This window comes from Microbulbifer hydrolyticus (assembly GCF_009931115.1).
Lineage (GTDB): Bacteria > Pseudomonadota > Gammaproteobacteria > Pseudomonadales > Cellvibrionaceae > Microbulbifer > Microbulbifer hydrolyticus.
The window spans coordinates 1,087,899-1,107,885 of record NZ_CP047491.1 but is presented as its reverse complement, the minus strand read 5'-3'; the positions used below and the strand labels follow the sequence as shown (position 1 = coordinate 1,107,885).

Annotated in this window: 17 protein-coding genes; 11 read left to right on the top strand and 6 right to left on the bottom strand. The window is 58.9% G+C overall.

What is annotated here, in order from left to right; genetic code table 11:
• Positions 1-81: 81 nt before the first annotated feature.
• Entirely contained in the window at positions 82-474 is a 393-nt protein-coding gene (locus GTQ55_RS04640; protein WP_161857685.1) for a hypothetical protein, read from the bottom strand.
• A 151-nt stretch (positions 475-625) separates the two neighbouring features.
• Complete coding sequence (gene apbC, locus GTQ55_RS04635) at positions 626-1,792, bottom strand: iron-sulfur cluster carrier protein ApbC (RefSeq protein WP_272927890.1); 1,167 nt, start codon at positions 1,790-1,792, stop codon at positions 626-628.
• A gap of 230 nt (positions 1,793-2,022) precedes the next feature.
• Here apbC and metG point away from each other — a divergent pair, with 230 nt between their 5' ends.
• From metG to GTQ55_RS04605, 6 genes are all read left to right on the top strand, one after another.
• A complete protein-coding gene (metG, locus tag GTQ55_RS04630; RefSeq protein WP_161857684.1) occupies positions 2,023-4,062 on the top strand; it encodes a methionine--tRNA ligase in 2,040 nt (679 codons plus the stop codon).
• A 189-nt stretch (positions 4,063-4,251) separates the two neighbouring features.
• Positions 4,252-5,184, top strand: a complete 933-nt coding sequence (locus GTQ55_RS04625) for a D-2-hydroxyacid dehydrogenase (RefSeq protein ID WP_161857683.1) — start codon at positions 4,252-4,254, stop codon at positions 5,182-5,184.
• A gap of 124 nt (positions 5,185-5,308) precedes the next feature.
• On the top strand, positions 5,309-7,921 hold the full coding sequence (locus GTQ55_RS04620; RefSeq protein ID WP_161857682.1) for a zinc-dependent metalloprotease: 2,613 nt from the start codon (positions 5,309-5,311) through the stop codon (positions 7,919-7,921).
• 210 nt (positions 7,922-8,131) lie between these two features.
• Positions 8,132-8,422 (top strand): ElaB/YgaM/YqjD family protein, encoded by a 291-nt coding sequence (locus GTQ55_RS04615; RefSeq protein WP_161857681.1) that lies wholly within the window; start codon positions 8,132-8,134, stop codon positions 8,420-8,422.
• A 68-nt stretch (positions 8,423-8,490) separates the two neighbouring features.
• Positions 8,491-9,048, top strand: coding sequence for a hypothetical protein (locus tag GTQ55_RS04610; RefSeq protein WP_161857680.1), 558 nt, complete (start codon positions 8,491-8,493; stop codon positions 9,046-9,048).
• Positions 9,017-9,259, top strand: coding sequence for a hypothetical protein (locus tag GTQ55_RS04605; RefSeq protein WP_161857679.1), 243 nt, complete (start codon positions 9,017-9,019; stop codon positions 9,257-9,259). Before GTQ55_RS04610 ends, GTQ55_RS04605 begins: the two co-directional genes overlap by 32 nt.
• Before the next feature lie 37 nt (positions 9,260-9,296).
• On the opposite strand, the gene GTQ55_RS04600 is transcribed toward GTQ55_RS04605, so the two are convergent.
• Positions 9,297-10,655: a nitrate- and nitrite sensing domain-containing protein gene (locus tag GTQ55_RS04600; protein WP_161857678.1), complete on the bottom strand. Its 1,359-nt coding sequence runs from the start codon at positions 10,653-10,655 to the stop codon at positions 9,297-9,299.
• A 496-nt stretch (positions 10,656-11,151) separates the two neighbouring features.
• Between GTQ55_RS04600 and GTQ55_RS04595 the strand changes: the two genes are divergently transcribed.
• From GTQ55_RS04595 to GTQ55_RS04580, 4 genes are all read left to right on the top strand, one after another.
• Positions 11,152-12,000: a formate/nitrite transporter family protein gene (locus tag GTQ55_RS04595; protein WP_161857677.1), complete on the top strand. Its 849-nt coding sequence runs from the start codon at positions 11,152-11,154 to the stop codon at positions 11,998-12,000.
• Positions 12,001-12,217: 217 nt separating this feature from the next.
• The gene (locus GTQ55_RS04590; RefSeq protein WP_161857676.1) at positions 12,218-13,957 is read left to right on the top strand and encodes a bifunctional protein-serine/threonine kinase/phosphatase; all 1,740 of its coding nucleotides are present in this window, start codon (positions 12,218-12,220) and stop codon (positions 13,955-13,957) included.
• 46 nt (positions 13,958-14,003) lie between these two features.
• Positions 14,004-14,453 carry a cyanase gene (cynS, locus tag GTQ55_RS04585; RefSeq protein ID WP_161857675.1) on the top strand — a complete coding sequence of 150 codons (450 nt, stop codon included), beginning with the start codon at positions 14,004-14,006 and terminating at the stop codon, positions 14,451-14,453.
• Positions 14,454-14,620: 167 nt separating this feature from the next.
• A complete protein-coding gene (locus GTQ55_RS04580; protein WP_161857674.1) occupies positions 14,621-15,556 on the top strand; it encodes an NAD-dependent protein deacetylase in 936 nt (311 codons plus the stop codon).
• Positions 15,557-15,580: 24 nt separating this feature from the next.
• Here GTQ55_RS04580 and GTQ55_RS04575 read toward each other — a convergent pair whose 3' ends face one another.
• The 3 genes from GTQ55_RS04575 to GTQ55_RS04565 all read right to left on the bottom strand — a co-directional run bounded on the left by GTQ55_RS04575 (position 15,581) and on the right by GTQ55_RS04565 (position 18,976).
• On the bottom strand, positions 15,581-17,320 hold the full coding sequence (locus tag GTQ55_RS04575; RefSeq protein ID WP_161857673.1) for an N-acyl-D-amino-acid deacylase family protein: 1,740 nt from the start codon (positions 17,318-17,320) through the stop codon (positions 15,581-15,583).
• Between the two features lie 146 nt (positions 17,321-17,466).
• On the bottom strand, positions 17,467-18,351 hold the full coding sequence (gene yghU / locus GTQ55_RS04570; protein ID WP_161857672.1) for a glutathione-dependent disulfide-bond oxidoreductase: 885 nt from the start codon (positions 18,349-18,351) through the stop codon (positions 17,467-17,469).
• A 58-nt stretch (positions 18,352-18,409) separates the two neighbouring features.
• Positions 18,410-18,976, bottom strand: coding sequence for a transglutaminase-like domain-containing protein (locus GTQ55_RS04565; protein WP_161857671.1), 567 nt, complete (start codon positions 18,974-18,976; stop codon positions 18,410-18,412).
• 424 nt (positions 18,977-19,400) lie between these two features.
• Between GTQ55_RS04565 and rsxA the strand changes: the two genes are divergently transcribed.
• Positions 19,401-19,976: an electron transport complex subunit RsxA gene (gene rsxA, locus GTQ55_RS04560; RefSeq protein WP_161857670.1), complete on the top strand. Its 576-nt coding sequence runs from the start codon at positions 19,401-19,403 to the stop codon at positions 19,974-19,976.
• The last annotated feature ends 11 nt before the right edge of the window (positions 19,977-19,987 follow it).

The window sequence follows — 19,987 nt, the reverse complement described above, 5'->3', positions numbered from 1 at the left end:
CACTCAGCTGGGCACTTCGGCGAGTATCCGCAGTGGTTTGAGGTGGCCGTGTAATGAAGCAGAGAATGGGCCGCGACCGTCTCAGTGCGGGGAAGTGTCCTCATGCGTTTCGGTAGAAGTGAGCCACTCCAGCGCGGCATGCTCAGTCACAAACTCGACTACCCGCATACCTTCGGCCTGCGCTGCGCCGTTAATGACGACATTGGCGTTGTAGTCGGGGGCATGTAATACCGCCACCTTGCCGTGGCTCAGACCCTGGAGGTTCGCGGCGAAACTACCGAACGCGCGGCGCTCCTCCATGGATAGAACGATATCTGCCTTGCGCACATCCACCAATAACATCAATGGGTGCAAGTGGCCGAATTTTTCCGCTACCTGCCGCGCAGACGCCAGCTTGTCGGCTAACTCTACGCGGCCAAAAAAAATGGCCGAGACAATGCGTGTACCGGGGTTGAAACGTATTTGAAAGCTCAACTGTCTATCTCCTGAGCCGCGCCTGCCCTCCCCATTCAGACGCCATTGCCTGAAAGCCCAACGGGGATGCACCTCTAATCGGCTATTTTCGGCAACCAGTATACGAAAAAGCGCGAACTCCGCCAAAATTCCCGATAGAGCATTAAAGCGGTCAACCCATCTCGATCTCTGGCATACCCTCGTCTTCGCCGGCGAGCCACACCTGTGCAGCCGCCTTGCGTGCAATTTCTTTGTACAACGCGGATACCTCGCCCTCCGGAGCGACCGCTACCGTCGGCTTTCCGCTATCCGCCTGTTCGCGAATCGACATCGCCAGCGGCAGCTGCCCCAGCAGGCGGGTACCGTATTCCGCCGCCATCCGTTCTCCGCCACCACTGCCAAACACCGGTTCCCGGTGGCCGCAGTTGGAGCAGGTGTGCAGCGCCATGTTCTCGACGATACCCAACACCGGTACCGAAACCTTGCGGAACATTTCCACACCCTTGATCGCGTCCACCAGTGCCAGGTCCTGGGGTGTTGTCACAATTACCGCACCGGCAAGCGCCACTTTTTGCGACAGGGTCAGCTGGATGTCGCCGGTACCCGGCGGCATATCGACCACCAGGTAATCAAGTTCTCCGTCCTCAGCCCCAACCCCCCAGAGCGTCTGAGTCAGCATCTGGTTCAGTGCGCCGCTGGCCATGGGGCCGCGCCATACCGCCGGGGTGTCTTCGGTCAGCAGGTAGCCCAGTGACATGGTCTGCAGTCCCTGCGCGGGAATCGGCACAAAAAACTTGCCGTCCTTCACTTCCGGGCGCAGCCCATGGGTTCCGAGCATGGTAGGCAGGCTGGGGCCGTAGATATCCGCGTCCAGCAGACCTACCGAGGCGCCTTCCGCCGCCAGCGCCAGCGCCAGGTTTACCGCGGTGGTGGACTTGCCGACACCGCCCTTGCCCGAGGCCACGGCGATGATGTTTTTCACCGCGCGCAGTGATTCAGGCACCTCACCGACCTCTGTACGCCCGACCTCGAAAAACAGATCACTGCGAATATCAGAACCCGCCAGTGGTCCCTCGGCGAGCAGCGGCTCACAGGCGGTACGAATCCGCTGCGCCCACGCCCCCTGCTGACTGGCGCAGGGATACCCCAGGGTCACACCGGTGTAGACCGTGCCCGCGTCAAAGCCCACTTCGATATCCGCCTCCAGCTGATCCAGCGGCAGGCCAGTGGCCGGGTCCTCGAGTGCGCCGATAACCTCCGCCACCCGCTCCAGCTGGGCCTGGACGTCTGCCGGAATATCCTCGTGGTCGTGTTCATGGTGGTGATGATGGTCGGTCACGCTGCGGTCCTCGCTGACACAGGGTCTGCTACCTGTGCTTATTGGTCTGGGTTTCGGGCGGCATTGTGGGCAAGGTCTGCAGCCAACACAAGCCTGCGGGGCGCCCCACCGGGTGCCTTGCAGGGCCCATTTCTGCTATATTCCGCGCTCTTTTCCGGCCGCCCCAATGCATCGGCGGCCACACCTGATTTTACTTGGACAACCCAGTCTCGCAGCTTTTGGAATCAACGATGTCTCAGACTCGCACCCAGCCCAGAAACATCCTCGTCACCAGCGCCCTGCCCTATGCCAATGGCTCTCTGCACCTGGGCCATATTCTCGAGTACATCCAGACCGATATCTGGGCCCGCTTCCAGCGTGCCCAGGGCAACCAGTGCCTGTACATGTGCGCCGACGATGCCCACGGCACCGCGATCATGCTGAAAGCCGAGCAGCTGGGACTGACGCCAGAGCAGCACATCGCCAATATGCAGGCGGAGCACCAGCGGGACTTCAACGACTTCCTGATTGGCGTGGACAACTACCACTCCACCCACTCGGAGGAGAACCGCGAGCTGTCGGCCATGATCTACAAGCGCCTGCGGGAGAATGGCCATATTGCCTCGCGCACCATTACCCAGGCCTTCGACCCGGAGAAAGAGCTGTTCCTGGCGGACCGCTACATCAAGGGCACCTGCCCCAAGTGCAAGACCGAAGACCAGTACGGCGACAACTGCGAGGCCTGCGGCGCCACCTACAGTCCCACCGAGCTGATCAACCCGATCTCCGCCATCTCCGGTGCAACCCCGGTGGAGAAAGAGTCCGAGCACTTTTTCTTCACCCTGCCCGCGTTTACCGACTTCCTGAAACAGTGGACCCGCTCCGGTACCCTGCAGGCCGAAGTGGCCAACAAGCTCTCCGAGTGGCTGGACGAGGGGCTGCAGGAGTGGGACATCTCCCGCGACGCGCCCTACTTCGGTTTTGAAATCCCCGATGCGCCGGGCAAGTATTTTTACGTGTGGCTGGACGCACCCATCGGCTACATGGCGAGCCTCAAGAACTACTGCGACCAGAACAATCTCGACTGGCAGGACTACTGGAAAAAAGACAGCACCGCCGAGGTGTATCACTTTATCGGCAAGGACATCGTCAACTTCCACGCGCTGTTCTGGCCGGCCATGCTCGACTCCGCCGACTTCCGCACCCCCAACAAGGTGTGTGTACACGGCTTCCTGACCGTCAATGGCAAGAAGATGTCCAAATCCCGCGGCACCTTTATCAATGCGCGCAACTACCTCGACCACCTGAACCCGGAATACCTGCGCTATTACTTCGCCGCCAAACTGACGGGTGGCGTTGACGACCTGGACCTGAACCTCGACGACTTTATCGCCAAGGTGAATTCGGATCTGGTGGGCAAGGTGGTCAACATCGCCTCGCGCACCGCCAAGTTTGTCAGCAAGTCCGGCGGTGCCCTGTCTGCGGAACTCGCCGACGAGACCCTGTGGAACCAGTTTGTGGAAGCGGCCCCGCGTATCACCGAACATTTCGAGGCGCGCGAATACAGCCGCGCCACCCGCGAGATCATGGCACTAGCGGATGCCGCCAACGCCTGGATTGCGGATAAGGCCCCCTGGTCGCTGGCGAAGGAAGAAGGCAAGGAGCAAGAGGTACTGGCGATCTGTTCCCAGGGCGTCAACATGTTCCGCGCGCTGATCACCTGGCTCGCACCGGTGCTGCCGGAAACCGCGAAAAAGGCCGAGGAATTCCTCGGTGTTGCGCTGGACTGGAACACCGCTACCACTCCGCTGGCCGGCCACACCATCAACAAGTTCAAGCCGCTGATGCAGCGTATTGATAAGACCCAGGTGGACGCGATGCAGGAGGCGGCCAAGGAATCCCTGGCGCAGCTGCAGGCGGAGGCCAAGGCGGCGAGCGGCCCGCTGGCGGACGACCCGCTCGCCGAGCAGATCCAGTTCGACGACTTCGCCAAGGTGGACCTGCGCATCGCGCTGATCGCTAACGCGGAACATGTGGAAGGTGCCGGCAAACTGCTGCGCCTGACCCTGGACCTGGGCGGCGAGACCCGCAATGTGTTTGCCGGTATCAAGAGCGCCTACAGCCCGGAAGACCTGATCGGCAAGCACACGGTGATGGTGGCCAACCTGGCGCCGCGCAAGATGCGCTTTGGTGTGAGTGAGGGCATGGTGCTTGCGGCCGGCCCCGGCGGCAAGGACATCTGGATTCTGGAGCCCCACGAGGGTGCGCAGCCGGGTATGCGGGTGATGTAAATCACCAAGCTTATCCCGGGTACAAGCTTGTAGCCGGGATGGGCATCGCCAACCGCCTTGAATTAGCTTCAGGGCGGCCCTCAGGGGCAATTTTCTGCTCCACAACCTCATCGGCAATCGTTCCGCAGAAAACAGCCCCTGAGGGCCTTATCGGAAAATTCGGCAGGTTAGACAGAAAGGAAGCGACAGATGCGCGGTGTGTTTCTCGATACCCTCACCATGAAACTGGAAGAGCTGGATACTTCCGCGCTCGAACACGCGGTGGATCACTGGGATTTTTTTGAGACCACGTCTCCGCGACAGACCGCGGAACGCATTACAAACGCCGACGTTGTCATCACCAACAAGGTCGTGCTCGATCGCGCGCTGATCGACAACGCCCCCAACCTGAAGCTCATCTGTGTCTGCGCCACCGGCACCAACAATATTGACCTGGACGCCGCCGCAGAAAAAAACATTCCGGTCAAGAATGTGGCCGGCTACACCGGCAGTTCCCTCGCTCAGCATACCCTCGCCCTGATGCTGGCACTCGCCACTCGCTGGCATCAGTACAACGACGATGTGCAACAGGGCCGCTGGAGCCAATCGCCGATTTTCTGTCGCCTGGATTACCCGGTAATCGAGCTGGCGGGCAAGACGCTCGGTATCATCGGCTACGGCGACCTGGGGCAGAAAGTCGCGCGGCTTGGGGAGGCGCTGGGGATGGAGATCCTGGTGGCCGCCTCCTTCACCGGCGAGAAAAAGCCCGGGCGCACGCCACTTGAAACACTGCTGGCGGAATCCGATGTGGTCAGCCTGCACTGCCCCCTCACCGAACAGACCGACCGGCTGGTAAACCGGGACTTTCTGGCGGCGATGAAAGACTCCGCATTCCTGATCAACACCGCCCGCGGTGGACTGGTGGACGAACCCGCTTTGGTCACTGCCCTGAAAGAACATCAGATCGCCGGCGCCGCCCTCGACGTCCTCAGCGTCGAACCGCCCCCCCAAGATCACCCGCTACTTACGGGGAATATTCCCAACCTCATCCTCACACCGCACTGTGCCTGGGTCAGTCGCGAGAGCCGCCAGCGGCTACTCGACGGGGTCGTCGGCAATATAAACCGGCATTTTCAACCATAGTGTGGGTGGCGGCAGCGCGCTGGCCTCCATTTCAAAAATTTGGTTTACTCAAGCAGTCCACAGGAAGAGGTAAGGCTGTTCAGACCCTGTGACAACAGCCCACTCAAAATAAAAGGACTTCCCCATGGCCAAGCTCACATATGCGGCCAGGCTGCTCTGTGCCGCCGCATTTCTACTGCTGCTCTCTGCCTGCGCGAAAAAATCGCCCTCCGATGAAGCCACCAAAGCCGAAGGCGATCTCAAACCGGTGGCAGAAATCACCAACAAAACCAAACAATTCGCCGGCTTGTTCGATCTGTACCAGAACGAAAAAAGCGGCAGCCTGTACCTGAAAATCCTGCCGGAACAACTTGGCAAGGACATCATCCACCACATGCAGGTCAGCAACGGCATTCCCGGGAACAATATCTACCACACCATGGGAATGTATTTTGAACCACGAGTGCTCCGCTTCGAGCAGTACTTCGACAAAATTCACGTGCGGCAGGAAAACACCATTTTTGTTCACGATGAGGCAAATCCCGTCAGTCGCGCGAACCACGCCAATGTCAATCGCCCCCTGTTAGCAGCACTCAAGATTGAGGCAAAGGACAAAGACAGCGGCGCCTTTTTCGTCAACGTGGATTCGCTATTTCTCAACGACTCCCTGCGCCAGTTGAAACCCTCCCCAAATCCCGAGGAAAAGCCCGGAGAGCGGCTCGCACTGGGCAAGCTGAATGCGGAGAAGACCCGTTTCACCAGCCTGCACAATTACCCGAAAAATACTGACGTTGTCGTTGAGTATGTCTACGACAACCCGGAGCCTGTGCTGCCAAAAGAATTCGGCAGTGACATCAAGGACTATGCCCTTGGGGATGAGCGAAGCCTGGCCTTCAGTATCCGTCATATTCTGATTGAGGCACCGGAAAACGACTTCACGCCGCGCCGGGACGATCCCCGCATCGGCTACTTCACCGCTCTGCGACAGGTAATGACCTCTGACAGCGCGGCCCCCTACGGCGACTTTATCAATCGCTGGCACCTGGTCAAGAAGAACCCCTTGGCAGAGGTTTCCGAGCCGGTGGAGCCTATTGTCTGGTGGATCGAAAATACAACGCCGCTGGAATACCGGGACACCATCCGCGATGCCACACTCGCCTGGAACCAGGCCTTCGAGCAGGCGGGGTTCAAGAACGCGATACAGGTAAAAGTGCAGCCGGACGATGCGGAATGGGATGCGGGAGACCTCCAGTACAACGTGTTGCGTTGGACCGCCTCGCCGCAACCGCTGTTCGGTGGCCTCGGCCCGAGTATCGGAGACCCTCGCACCGGGCAGATCCTGGGCGCCGACATCATGCTCGAGCTGGTCGCCATGCAAAACCGGTCGCGTATGGAGGATATTTATGACGTGCCGGCGAGCATAACCCCCTCCGCAAATACCGGCTTTCATCCTGCGGCCCAGTCCCATGCCCCCATTTACATGGGCGGCGCATTCGGTTCCGCCGCACTCAACGCCATGGGCGCAGACACAGCGACCGTCAGCCGGTTTTCAGAAGAGTTCCTGTATTTCCTGATCCTGCACGAAGTCGGACACACGCTGGGGCTGAATCACAACTTTATTGCCAGTCAGCACCAGCCTCTCGAGTCTGTGTTCGATGGCGAGCGCACTCGCGCCCAGGGGCTGACCGCCTCCGTCATGGATTACCCCGCGGCCAACCTGTCGGCAGACGCGGATACGCAGGGGCAATTCTATGACGTGGCGCCGGGTGCCTACGACCGCTGGGCCATCGAATATGGCTATTCGACAGCGTTAGTAGACAGTGAAGAAGAGGAACAGCGCCTGACCAATATTCTGGCCCGCTCCACCGACCCGGCACTGGCGTTTGGTAATGATGCAGACGATATGCGCAGACCCGGTGCCGGTATTGATCCCCGCATCATGATCAACGATATGAGCGGCGACGCCATCGGCTATGCCAGGAATCAGTTTGAACTCGGTCAGAAAATTCTCGCCACCTTGCCTGAGCGCCTGCTCACCCAGGGGGAGTCCCGGCAGGAACTGGTCAACGGCGCCAACGTCGCTCTTGGCAACTACGGCAGTGCCGCACAGACGGTGTCGCGCTATATCGGCGGTGTCATGGTTGATCGCGCCATGGTCGGGCAGGAAGGCGCAAACGATCCGTTCCGTCCGGTACCGGTTGCGGAGCAAAAAAGGGCGATGAAGATTCTGGAGGAGTATGTTTTTGCCCCGGAGGCACTGGTGGTTCCAGCGGAGTTGATTAAGCAATTGCAGCAGCAGCGCCGCTGGTTCTTCTTCTATGGTAAAACCGAAGACCCCAAGGTTCACGACCTGGTCTTGAACATCCAGAAATCCGTCCTGGATCACCTGCTCAATCCGGTGGTGCTGAAGCGCGTCCAGGATTCGTCACTCTACGGTAACGAATATTCCATGACGGACCTCTACGCGGATCTCAACCTCGCGATTTTTGCCGCAGACGCAACTGGCAATGTGGACACCTTCCGCCAGAACCTGCAGCGGGAGTATGTGAATCGCCTGATCAAAATGTCGAAACCTTCTGCGGAGGACGCGCGCCAGCAACAGGCACAGGCGCTGGCAAGGTACTCGCTCAAGCAGATCGACCGTCAGCTAAGTACAAATGGCAACGATCCCGCGTCCCGCGCACACAAGGAATACATCCAGTTTGTTATTCGCGAAGCGCTGAATCCGGGCAATGCCGGAGACAACACCTCGGCCTGATTAAGGTACTGTGAATGTGAGGTCAGCCCCCTTTTTGGGGCGACCTCCTGCTCCCGCCCAAACCCCGAGGAACATTTTCGAAATCCAGTCATATTTCGATATAAGCCGTCAGTGGCTAATACCGATTGCTTGTATTAAGCGCCTTTCCCTGCTTTTCCGCTGCCGCGGTCCCTATCCTTTCTGCTCACCTTGCTATCGGAGGAGAGCGTCATGGCAACTGCAAAATCCCCTAACAGTGGTACACACTCAACACGCGAAAAGCTGCATCAAGCCTACAATCTGGCCGGCGAGGCAGCACACGATACCGCGGAGCAGGTAAAGACCCGCGCTCGTGAGACCGCGGGGCAGGTAAAAGACCGGGCCCATCAGTCAATGGAACACGGTAAACAGCGTGCTCATGACGTCGCAGAGCGGGCTGAAAACTCCATCAAGGCACATCCGCTTGTCAGTGTTGGCTGCGCCTTTGCGGCGGGCTGGCTGATCGCGAAAATCCTGAAGTGATCCCGCGCCACACAAATCGATCACTTCACGACTGTACTTCACATATAAACGACGCAGGGGATGACTGAATGGCTGGACCTGACAAACCCGGTAAGCATCCGCACGGTAGACCTACCGATGACGGGCGTGCGGCATTTCAGGATGAGTCCCCCGAAACGGCTGCGGGTTCCCGCAGCCACAGCCGTTACGATTCGGAATATTCTCACACCGATTCCACCGACACCGCAGCAAAAGCCGGATCCGATATTGATGCGCTGATGCAACGCGCCGAAGCCACCATGACCCTGGCCACGGCCTGGTCTGAAAACTTCACCCGCCTTGTACACCTTGAATTCCAGCGTACGCTGGGTGCCGGCAAGCGCATTGTCTTGCTTTTGATGTTTTTGTTTTTCCTGGCCATCGCGCTGATTGTCAGCGTATGTGCCGGGCTCGGGCTGCTCGGCTACTATTTCTTTCAGTCCGTGTATATCGGCTTCGCCATTTTTATGGTGTCGCAATTACTGATTATTGGTGGGCTGGGACTTTCCATAAACAGCCTTCGCAAATTACTCGGCTTTGAAGAAAGCAAAAAGCAGGCAAGAGAGGCGCTCAACGATGTCACTGCGCTCTTTAAACAGACAGATTGAACAGTGTCGACAGGATCTAGATCTTCAACGGCGCAGCACGGTCAGCCTGCTGGAACAGCAGCGCGTGCAGGCTCTGGCGCAGACACAAAAAATCCCATTGCCGGTGGCAATGGGTGTTGCCTTTGCCAGTGGTTTTATCCTGCAACGGTTTTTTAATACCCCCGCGCCACATACCCTGCTTAACTGGTACCTTGCCCTGCGCGCGTTCTGAAGAACGTTCTCGGGGCCATATTCGGCCACCCCGCATTTTAAGCCGGACTGCCGCCGCGAGCTGCATCCGCCGGCCGGGATTTACCCCCGTCACTATCCAGCGCTCCCCGCCGGTTTCCGATCTCGATGATCTTCGCCGCCACATCCGCCAGCTTCAGGTTCATCTCCATCGCCCGTTGCTGCATTGTCCGATAAGCATCATCTTCGTTAAGACGCAAGTTGCGCATCAATACCCCTTTGGCGCGCTCGATCAGTTTGCGCTCGGTAAGTGCCCGACGGGTTTCATCCAGCTCTTCACTTACGCGATGGATATGGGCCACCTGGGAGCGGATCAGGTCGTAGAGCGAGTGCGCCAGACTCTGACCGTGCAGCGGCGGTACACCGGCGGTGGACGCACGGCCGTATAACCCTGGCACTTCTGGGTCAAACAATACCGCCAGTGCCGGCAAGCGGCTCCAGTCGGTGGATTTCATTTTCTGTAGCTGTGCATAGTGGTGCCCCAACTCCGATTGCGCATCCGCTACCCGCTTGCGACTCACGCGCAGCAAGCGGGCTGCCATGGCGTCCTCCAGCCGGTGCATGGAGTCAATACGCGCGGTGGCCAGTTGGTACCACACTTCACTTACCTCTGCGGCAATAGGCTCGCCGTTACTCAATCCGGCAATGACCCGACGCAGGCGGTTGAGGTCGCGTGTTTCGTCGCTGTCCTCGATGGCCTGCCAGCGGGCCTGCTCGGTATCCCCGGCAAACTCGAGAAACACTTCCAGGCTGCGCCGCTGGCAATCCTGTAGTTGCTCCAACCGCTGGTGCAGGCGCTCGTCAAACTGGCTACCCGCAAATCCGATAGCGCCCCAGGCCCGCTCCTGACCGGAAAACTCCTTGGCCTGCATAAAGTTGAACAGGGCAACCAGCAGGCGGGTCACCTCGGGGTCATCCGCGACGTCCGCGGCTTCAAATACGACCGAAAGCAGCCCGGCAATCAAGCGGCAGAATGCATCGGTAGACTCCAGTGCACTCACTTCAAACGCATCCACATGCCGGCGCAGCTCCTCAAGCTCATCAAGGCCATGTAACGAGTAGGCAATGCTGTTCAACAGGCGCATGTCCCGTGGATTGCTGCATCGTCCCTCCTGGAGATAATGGTCATGCAACAACTGCCGGAAGGTATCGGCACTTTTGCCGCTGAATTGCATCTGCTCTGCCCGCAGGGAGGAAAAACGGAACCCGGCGGATACCAGGTAGATATTGCTGATTCCGCGCTCCCGTTGCAGCTGATGGACCAGGTCGGATACGGTCGTTACCAGTTCACAACTCTCCGCCAGACGCTCCAGCGCCCGGATTTCGGAGCGCTTGGCGGCGAGCAGGAATTTTTCTGCATCTTCACTGTGCTTGGGCATAACGGCACTTCCCGGCAAAGAATGGTGGATACCCCTGTTCCAGCAATAAATATTCCAGCCGGGAACATGCCCCCTCAAAAATATCCCGGTGCCGATGAATGGCCACGCCCCCTGCACTACCACAGCGCAAATGCACCGCGACAGTGCAGCCGCTGTGCATCGCCGTAGTTATCTACGCCAGCGACATAAGTTCTTGCCCCGTTATCGCCCGTTCAGATCCCATAGCGCCGCTGGATAAAAGTTGGCACCGAGATTGCTATTAACTTTGATGTAGGGATCTTGTGCAGGGGGTTTGCGCAAGTCCTGCGGGGCTAAAGGCCCTTTACAAACAGACTTACTGGATAAAGGCGTCCATCACTTTCCGGCTTCGGCTGGACTGTGTGGGCGCTTTTTTTGTGCCCCGGAATAGCTGGTACACGCATTTTTAACCAGTGCGCGTACCGGCTAGCCAGCACAGGTGGACAACCGGTCTTCAAACTTCAACAAGGTGATAACTATGGCTTATCTCGTTCCCAACGAATTCGTGACCAAAATGGTCGATGCGGGGGAATCCAAAATTTTCATGTCGACCCGCGACACCCTGGTTCGGGCCTATATGGCCGGCGCCATTCTCGCGTTGGCGGCAGTGTTCGCAGTAACCATCGCGGTAACCACCGGCTCCCATCTGATTGGTTCCATTCTGTTCCCGGTGGGCTTCTGTATGCTGTACCTGATGGGGTTCGACCTGCTCACGGGGGTCTTTGTACTTTGCCCGCTGGCGTGGCTCGACAAGCGCCCCGGCGTCACCTGGGGCGGCATCTTGCGCAACTGGGGCCTGGTTTTTACCGGTAATTTTGCCGGTGCGCTGACCGTTGCAGTGATGATGGCCTGGGTATTTACCATGGGCTTCAACACCGACCCGGGCGCTGTGGGAACCAAGCTGGCCTCCGTGGGTGAAGCACGTACTCTGGGCTACGCCGAATACGGCACCGCCGGCTGGTTCACGATTTTCGTGCGCGGCATGCTGTGTAACTGGATGGTATCCATGGGTGTGGTTGGTGCGATGGTCTCTACCAATGTCAGCGGTAAGGTCATCGCCATGTGGATGCCGATCATGCTGTTCTTCTTTATGGCGTTCGAGCACTCCGTAGTAAACATGTTTCTGTTCCCCACCGCGATCATGATGGGCGGCGATTTCTCGGTAATGGATTACCTGATCTGGAACGAGATTCCCACGGCACTGGGCAACCTGGTAGGCGGCCTCGCCTTTACCGGTCTCACCCTGTACAGCACCCACTACAAAACTGCGCCCAAGCGTCAGCTGACGGCTGCTGCCGCCAAGCCGGGTAAAGAGGCGCTGGCCTGATATCGCCCCCTGGACTATTCGGGCCTTTGTGGACAGCTGGAGTAGTTTCCGCTAAGGCGCCGATGCCGGGTATAGCCTTGCAAGACCTTCTAAAACAGGGACGTTTTAGAAGAGTCCCCATGGATGGGTTCACGACGTGTCTTGCAAGGCTATACCCGGTAGCGGTGCCGCCACAGAACTTTCCGGATACCGGCAACTACGAAACCCGATACGACCTATGACCTCCCTCACCCTAGAAGCCGGCCAACATACCAGCGCAGGTTTAAAGACAGAAAATCAGGACAGCTGCGGCGCGCGTCTGCCGCCGGAGCCGCAACTGGGACTGAAGGGAGCCGCCTTTGCCATTGCCGATGGCATCAGTAGCAGTAGCGTCAGTGCCATCGCCAGCGAAACGGCGGTGAAAAGTTTTCTCGACGATTACTACTGCACGTCCGACGGCTGGAGTGTCCAAAATGCGGCCGAGCAAGTGCTCAAGGCCACCAACGCCTGGCTCTATGGCCAGACCCGACAAAGCCCCTACCGCTACGACAAGGACAAAGGGTATGTATGCACCTTCAGCGCCGCAATTTTCAAAAGCAGGGAAGCGCACCTGTTCCACCTTGGCGACTCCCGCATTTACCGCCTTCGCCGGGGCTCCCTGGAACAACTCACCCACGACCATCGCCAGTGGCTCGGCGAACAGCACAGTTACCTGAGTCGAGCCCTCGGCGTCGAACAACAGGTAGAAGTGGACTACCGGCGCCTGCCGCTGGAAGCCGGCGACCTGTTTATTTTCACCACCGACGGCGTGCACGAATCACTGTCGCAAAAAAGCCTGATGGAACATTTGGAGCAGTGTGATGGCAACCTGGAATCCGCAGCCAGGAATCTGGTGACCGCCGCGCTCGCCAACGGCAGTAACGACAACCTCACCGTACAGCTGGTGCGAGTAACCTCTCTGCCAGAAACCACACCGGACCTGATCGAGGAGGCAGGGAGCCTGCCACTACCGCCAATCCTTAAAAGCGGTGACGAGTTCGATGGCTACACCATCGAGCGCGAGATTCACGCGAGCAGCCGCAGCCATGTGTATCTCGCCGTCGATCAGACCAGCTGTGCCAGGGTTATCCTGAAAACGCCATCCATCGACCTTTCCGATGACCCGGCCTACCTGGAAAGGCTGTTGATGGAGGAGTGGGTCGCACGGCGCGTGAACAGCGCCCATGTGGTGCGCGCAGCGGCCACCCACCGCCCGCGCAATTTTGTCTATACCGCCATGGAGGTGGTCGAAGGTCAGACCCTGCGGCAATGGATGACAGACAACCCGAACCCCAGCCTGGAAACCGTGCGCAATATCGTCGAGCAGATCGCACGCGGGCTCCAGGCGCTGCACCGTGCGGAAATCCTGCACCAGGACCTGCGCCCGGAAAACATCATGATCAGCAGCGCGGGCACCATCACACTGATTGACCTGGGGGCAGCGCGGGTCGATGGTATTGCAGAGAGTTACCAGGATAGTTCCGCCGGAGAGGGCCAGCTGATTCTGGGCACCGCGATGTACTCCGCACCGGAATATTTTCTGGGCGATATGGGAACCCCGCGCTCAGACCTGTTTTCCCTTGCAGTACTCACCTATCACCTGCTGTCCGGTGAATTCCCTTACGGAACCCGCGTTGCCCGCTGCACTACCGTAGCGGCACAGCACAAGCTGCGCTACCGCAGTGTGCTGAATGAAACACTGGAAATTCCCGCATGGGTCGATGCCACCCTGAAAAAAGCGTTGCAACCAAATCCTCTGCGCCGCCACGAGGCGCTATCAGAGTTCGTACACGACCTTCGCCACCCCAACCCCGAGTACGTCAACGCTACCCGACCGCCACTGATGGAGCGCTACCCGGTGCGTTTCTGGCAGTCGGTCAGCGGGATTCTACTGCTGATAATTGTTTACCTGCTGAGCCTGATTTCCAGCACAACCTGAAGTATGACTTCCCTCGACCAAATAAATCACAAACAGGAGCCAATCCATGATCAGTAACCGCGAGCAAGTAACCGAGATGATCCTCTCTGCCAAGGTGCGCAAGGATCTCAAATGGAGCCAGGTAGCGGACGCAGTGGGCCAGTCGAAAGAGTGGACCACCGCCGCCTGCCTGGGCCAGATGACCTTTACCAAGCCACAGGCCGCGGTGGTTGGTGAGCTGTTCGACCTGAGTGACGAAGCGGTGGCGTGGCTGCAGATAGCCCCCTACAAAGGCTCGCTGCCGACAGCAATACCCACGGACCCGCTTATCTACCGCCTGTATGAGTTGGTCAATGTATACGGCACCACCATGAAAGAACTGATTCACGAAGAGTTCGGTGATGGCATCATGAGTGCAATCGACTTTTCCATGGACATCCAGCGCGAGGAAGACCCGAAAGGTGACCGGGTAAATATGGTGATGTCCGGCAAGTTCCTGCCCTACAAGACTTACTGAGGTTTACCGCCGTAGAATCCTGCGCTGGCGGCTTTTACGGCGCTGCTGGTCCACGCGGAAAATTCGGCCACTTTCCGCGTGGACCATTAGCGTAACCCCGGCGCAACCTTCCTCTGCCAGACTCGTTACAATACTGGATCTGACGTCATTGCGATTCGACCCGAACCATGAGCCTGAGCACACGTTCCTTCTCTTCCCAAACCGGTGAAAACACCGTTGTCGCTCCCGCCTTATCTGCGGAGCTGGCCGCGGAACAGCTGGCCGATTTTATCCACCGCCACCCGCGCTTGACGGTGTTGACCGGCGCCGGTGTGAGCACCGATTCCGGCATTCCGGACTACCGGGATCGCAACGGCCTGTGGAAACGCAAACCGCCGGTGGATCACCGCGATTTCATGAAGTGCGCGGCGACCCGCCAGCGCTACTGGGGCCGCGCGTTGATCGGCTGGCCGCTGATCCGCAACTCGGCGCCAAACCCGGCGCACTTCCATCTGGCGGAGCTGGAGCGGCGCGGACATATCAACCTGCTGATCACGCAGAATGTGGATCGCCTGCACCAGCGCGCGGGCAGTGAGCGGGTGATCGACCTGCACGGGCGCGCCGATGAGATCCGCTGTATGGACTGTGACTACCGGGCGATGCGTCAGCTGGTGCACGACCGCAGCTACGACCTGAACCCGGGCTTTCGCCATTACACCGCGGAGACAGCGCCGGATGGGGATGCGGATCTGGAGGTGGATTTCAGTAGTTTTCAGGTGGCGGATTGCCCCAACTGTGCCGGTATTCTGAAACCGGACGTGGTTTTCTTTGGAGACAATGTGCCGGCGGAGCGGGTGCAACTGGCGATGGAAAATTTGCGGGAGAGCGACGGCCTGCTGGTGGTGGGCTCCTCGCTGATGGTGTACTCGGGGTTTCGCTTCTGTCGCTATGCCAGGGAGTGGGGCAAGCCGATCGTCGCACTCACCCTCGGGTGCACCCGCGCGGATAATTTGCTTGACCTGAAACTGGATGCGCCGATTGGCGCTACGCTGGCGGAAACGATCGTGCAACTCTCTGCCGCGCAAGACGACATGCACAGCGATAACAGTACGCCGTCGAGTTGAGCAGGGTATGGGTTGAGCAACCAGCTAGTGCGCAGCCAGGAACTGTCCGAAGCCGACTTGCTTGCCCAACTCCGGCTGTATGGCTTCGTCGCGCACGGCGAATTGGCCGTTGATCAATACATGCCTGATGACACCGGGGTTGCGGTTGACCAGCCGCTGTAGCCCGAAGTTTTCCATTTCGGCCCAGTGCACCTGCTCCAGGTCTTGCGCCAGCTGTTCAGGGTCGAGCACCACCACATCCGCACGATCCCCCTCGCGAATACGGCCAGCTTCGATACCGAACCAGTCGGCCTGGTCTCCGGTTATCCGCCACACCGCTTCTTCCGGGGACATTACCGGCTCTCCGGCATCGCCGGCTTCCTGTACCAGCTTGAGTAGCCTGAGCGGCAGGTTGTAGAACGCCATATTGCGGATGTGTGCGCCCGCGTCACTGAAGGTGATCAGTGCGCGCCGGTCTCGCACCATCCGGCGCAGTACCGACGGGCGATGGTTGGCCACCGTGGTGTACCAGCGCAACCGGTTGCCGTGCTCCACCACCAGATCCAGAAACAGATCGACCACATGGATGCCGCGCTCGCGTGCGATTTCGGCGAAATTTTTCCCCACCAGTGCCGGCTCCGGACAGGCGATAATCTCCGCATCCCCGAAGTCCCGCTGCCACACCCGTGGGCTCAGCTTTTCACCATAGAACTTGCGAAAGTCCCGCCGGTACTGTTCATCCTTGAGCAGTGCGTTGCGCTCCACCGCGTCTTTGAGGTCGAGCGCCATTTCTCCCGCACCAAACTCCTCGAAAAACACCACATCGATACCATCGGCATAGACGGTGAACGGCGTTGGCAGCACCTGCCAGCGGAAATCGCCGCGCAAGGCATTGGTCACCCACGACGTGAGCCGGGTGAGCGCATTCAGGTAGGCGCTGCCCTTCAGATCCATCTGGCTGATCAGGGTGGTTTTCAGGGGGCGACGCAACCAGCCGATACACTCGCGAATATACTGGGTGATCTGCAGCGGCGTCGCCGCGTTGGGGGCGCCCTGATGCACGCGACCGTATTTGCGTACCAGCCTGTTCAAGCGTGCGACCTCTTCCCAGCGGGCATAGGTACTGGGCAGGCTCTTTGACCAGGCGCGCTCGCCATCCACCTTATCCCACTTGAGGCACATGGTAGAGAGCCCCACAAACCCGCACTCCAGCGCTTCTTCCAAGAGTGACTCCATGACACCCATCTCGCCGGCTGAAGGCTTCTGCGAACTATCCGTGGCACGACTCAGCCCCATCGCTCGCACGCGCAGGTCGCTGTGTCCCAGCAGGCTGATCACATTGGGTCCAAGAGGCAACTGGTCGATATGCTCTATCCATTCCCGGGGCGAGCGCCAGGTTTTGCGGGTGCGCAAAATCGGCAGTACCTTGTCCCGCGGCACCGTTTCCACGCGGGTGAAGATATCGGATGCATCCTCGGCCTCGCTGCACACCATGCTGAGTGAACAGCTGCCCACCAGTACCGTGGTCACGCCGTGGCGCACCGACTCCGACAAGCTCGGGCTCACCAGCATTTCGGCATCGTAATGGGTGTGGGTATCGAGGAAGCCGGGAGTTACCCAGAGCCCGCGGGCATCAATTACCTGCGCGGCGTCCGAGTGAGGGATGGGCTGGTCCGTTACCCGCGCGATGCGGCCATCACGGATCGCCACCTGCCGTATCGCAGAAGGCGCGGTGGTGCCATCGAAATAACGCCCACCCTCGATCAATACATCGTATTTCGCCATACGACCAACCGGCACTCAGTTTATTGTTTTCTTGTCTGCAGATAGCGTAATCGGATCTGGGCGGGCAGTCTGGTTATTTGGTGCCAACCTGCCCGCAAAGAAGTGGTGGTAGTAGCCGGGATTACCCCGGGGGTTACCGCCTTTCGTCAGCGACCGCCGTTGTCATCAGTCTGTTCGAGCTTGTCCTGGGTACGCAGCTCGAAGTCACTGGCATCGTGACGCTCGTGCAATTGCTCGGAGGGCTCCCCCCAGGTGCGGTTGACCATTTTGCCGCGCTGCACCGCCGGCCGCTGGTCGATTTCGTTCACCCAGCGAATCACATTTTTATACGTGTGCGCCTCCAGAAACTCTGCCGCATCGTAGGCTTCATTCTTCACCACCGCACCGTACCAGGGCCAGATGGCCATATCGGCGATGGTGTATTCCTTGCCCGCCACAAACGGATGTTCGGCCAACTGCCGGTCCAGTACGTCCAGTTGGCGTTTTACTTCCATGGTGTAGCGGTTGATCGGGTATTCGTATTTTTCCGGGGCGTAGGCATAAAAGTGCCCGAAACCACCACCGAGAAAGGGCGCGGCGCCCATTTGCCAGAACAGCCAGTTGAGGGTTTCGGTGCGCTGCTCGGGCGTGTGTGGCAGAAAAGCGCCGAACTTCTCCGCCAGGTAAAGCAGGATGGAACCGGATTCAAACACGCGAATCGGCGGCGTGGTGCTGTGGTCTACCAGTGCCGGGATTTTCGAGTTCGGATTGATATCGACAAAGCCGCTACTGAACTGGTCCCCTTCGGTAATCCGGATCAGATGGGCATCGTATTCTGCGCCTTCATGGCCCAGCGCCAGCAACTCTTCCAGCATGATGGTGGCCTTGACGCCGTTGGGCGTGGCCAGGGAATAAAGCTGCATCGGATGCTGGCCAACCGGCAGTGCCTGGTCGTGGGTGGGCCCGGCAATGGGCCGGTTGATATTGGCGAACTGGCCACCATTCTCGGAGTCCCACTGCCACACTTTCGGCGGGGTATACGCGTCCGACATACTCGCTCCTGTCTGCAATCAAGTTCAGAGCACAAGAGTAACCCTACAGGCTTGAAGATCAAACGTCGGGTAAATGTTGCTGTACGGCGGCAAGGGTGTCGTGATCGTTGAGCAGCGCCAATACCTGGGGCAGGGGCTCTGGGTAGTTTTCCGGCAGATCCCACTCCCCTTCCGCTGAAGGGGTATAGGCGAGCCGTTCCTGTGGGGGAATAAATTCGGCGGTGATTCCCGGCTTGTTGCCGCGGGCATCGATACGAAACCAGCCATAGGCGTCCAGGTAAATACTGTTCAGGCCGTGCAGGCAATAGCGGCCCTCGGCTGCATCCAGCAGCAGGCGCTGATAGCGGAAACCTGCGGGGATGCCGTTGGCACGCAACAGGGCCGCCAGCAGGTGGCTTTTGGAGAAACAGAACCCGGTACCGGTCTCCAGCACGTCCGATGCCCGGCATGTCACTGGACCCAGCTCGAAGTCCACGCTGTGGCGAATCTCATCGCGCACAAACTCGAAACAATTGCGGGCGGTGCCGAAACGCGCCCCGGAGCGGCAGGCCAGTTCTTTCGCCATTTCCAATATCAGCGGATGCTCCCAGTCGATGGTGGGCGAAGTCAGTAAATACTCTTTCATGCTCAATCGCTATTTGTTCCGGGCTCAACAGGCGCTCGGCGGGGAAAGTGCCATATATACGCTGTTGGGGCCTTTTGTACATCGTCCAAAGGGATGAGACTGCCCGCCTTACCGGGACGGCTCCGCCCATTGCTGTCGCTATCCGGCAATCTTGACAGGAACCTCGCCGCAACTCTGGGAGGTATGGCAAGTTGAACGCCTATACCCTCTCGCCCATAATACCGCCCCCAACTCTGGCAACAGAAAACTGCAATCTCCGCGCCATTGCTGCGGAGCTGCGCGCCGGTGGCCGACTCGCTGCGCGTCTAGCAACAGCGGCCCGCCGCTTGATTTTTGTACAGCGAGGTACTATTCCGGAGGTTCAACCGGAATAACGCCCGGAACCCTGTCCGACAACCGGAACTGCGGCCCGAACGGAATCACTATGACCGAATTTACCGTCATCCTGCTCTCCACCATTCTGGTGAACAACTATGTGCTGGTGCAGTTCCTTGGCCTGTGCCCGTTTATGGGCGTTTCCAACAAACTGGAGACCGCTGTCGGCATGGCCGGCGCCACTACCTTTGTGCTGACTCTGGCGGCCATCTGCTCCTACCTGGTGAATACTTACCTGCTTGAGCCGTTCGGCATGGAGTATCTGCGCACCATATCCTTCATTCTGGTGATTGCAGTGGTGGTGCAGTTTGCGCGCATGTTTATCGAAAAAACCAGCCCGCTACTGCACCGGGTGCTGGGGGTCTTCCTTCCTCTTATTACCACCAACTGTGCGGTGCTGGGCGTGGCGTTGCAGAACACCCTGAAAGCAAATAATTTCGTGCAATCCACCCTGTATGGCTTCGGTGCCGCAGTGGGTTTTTCCCTGGTGCTGATCCTGTTTTCCGCCATGCGTGAGCGGCTGGCAGTGGCGGACGTACCCAAACCATTCAAGGGTGCGGCCATCGGCATGATGACCGCTGGACTGATGTCGCTGGCTTTTATGGGCTTCAGCGGACTGGTGTAAGGCGAGGAGGC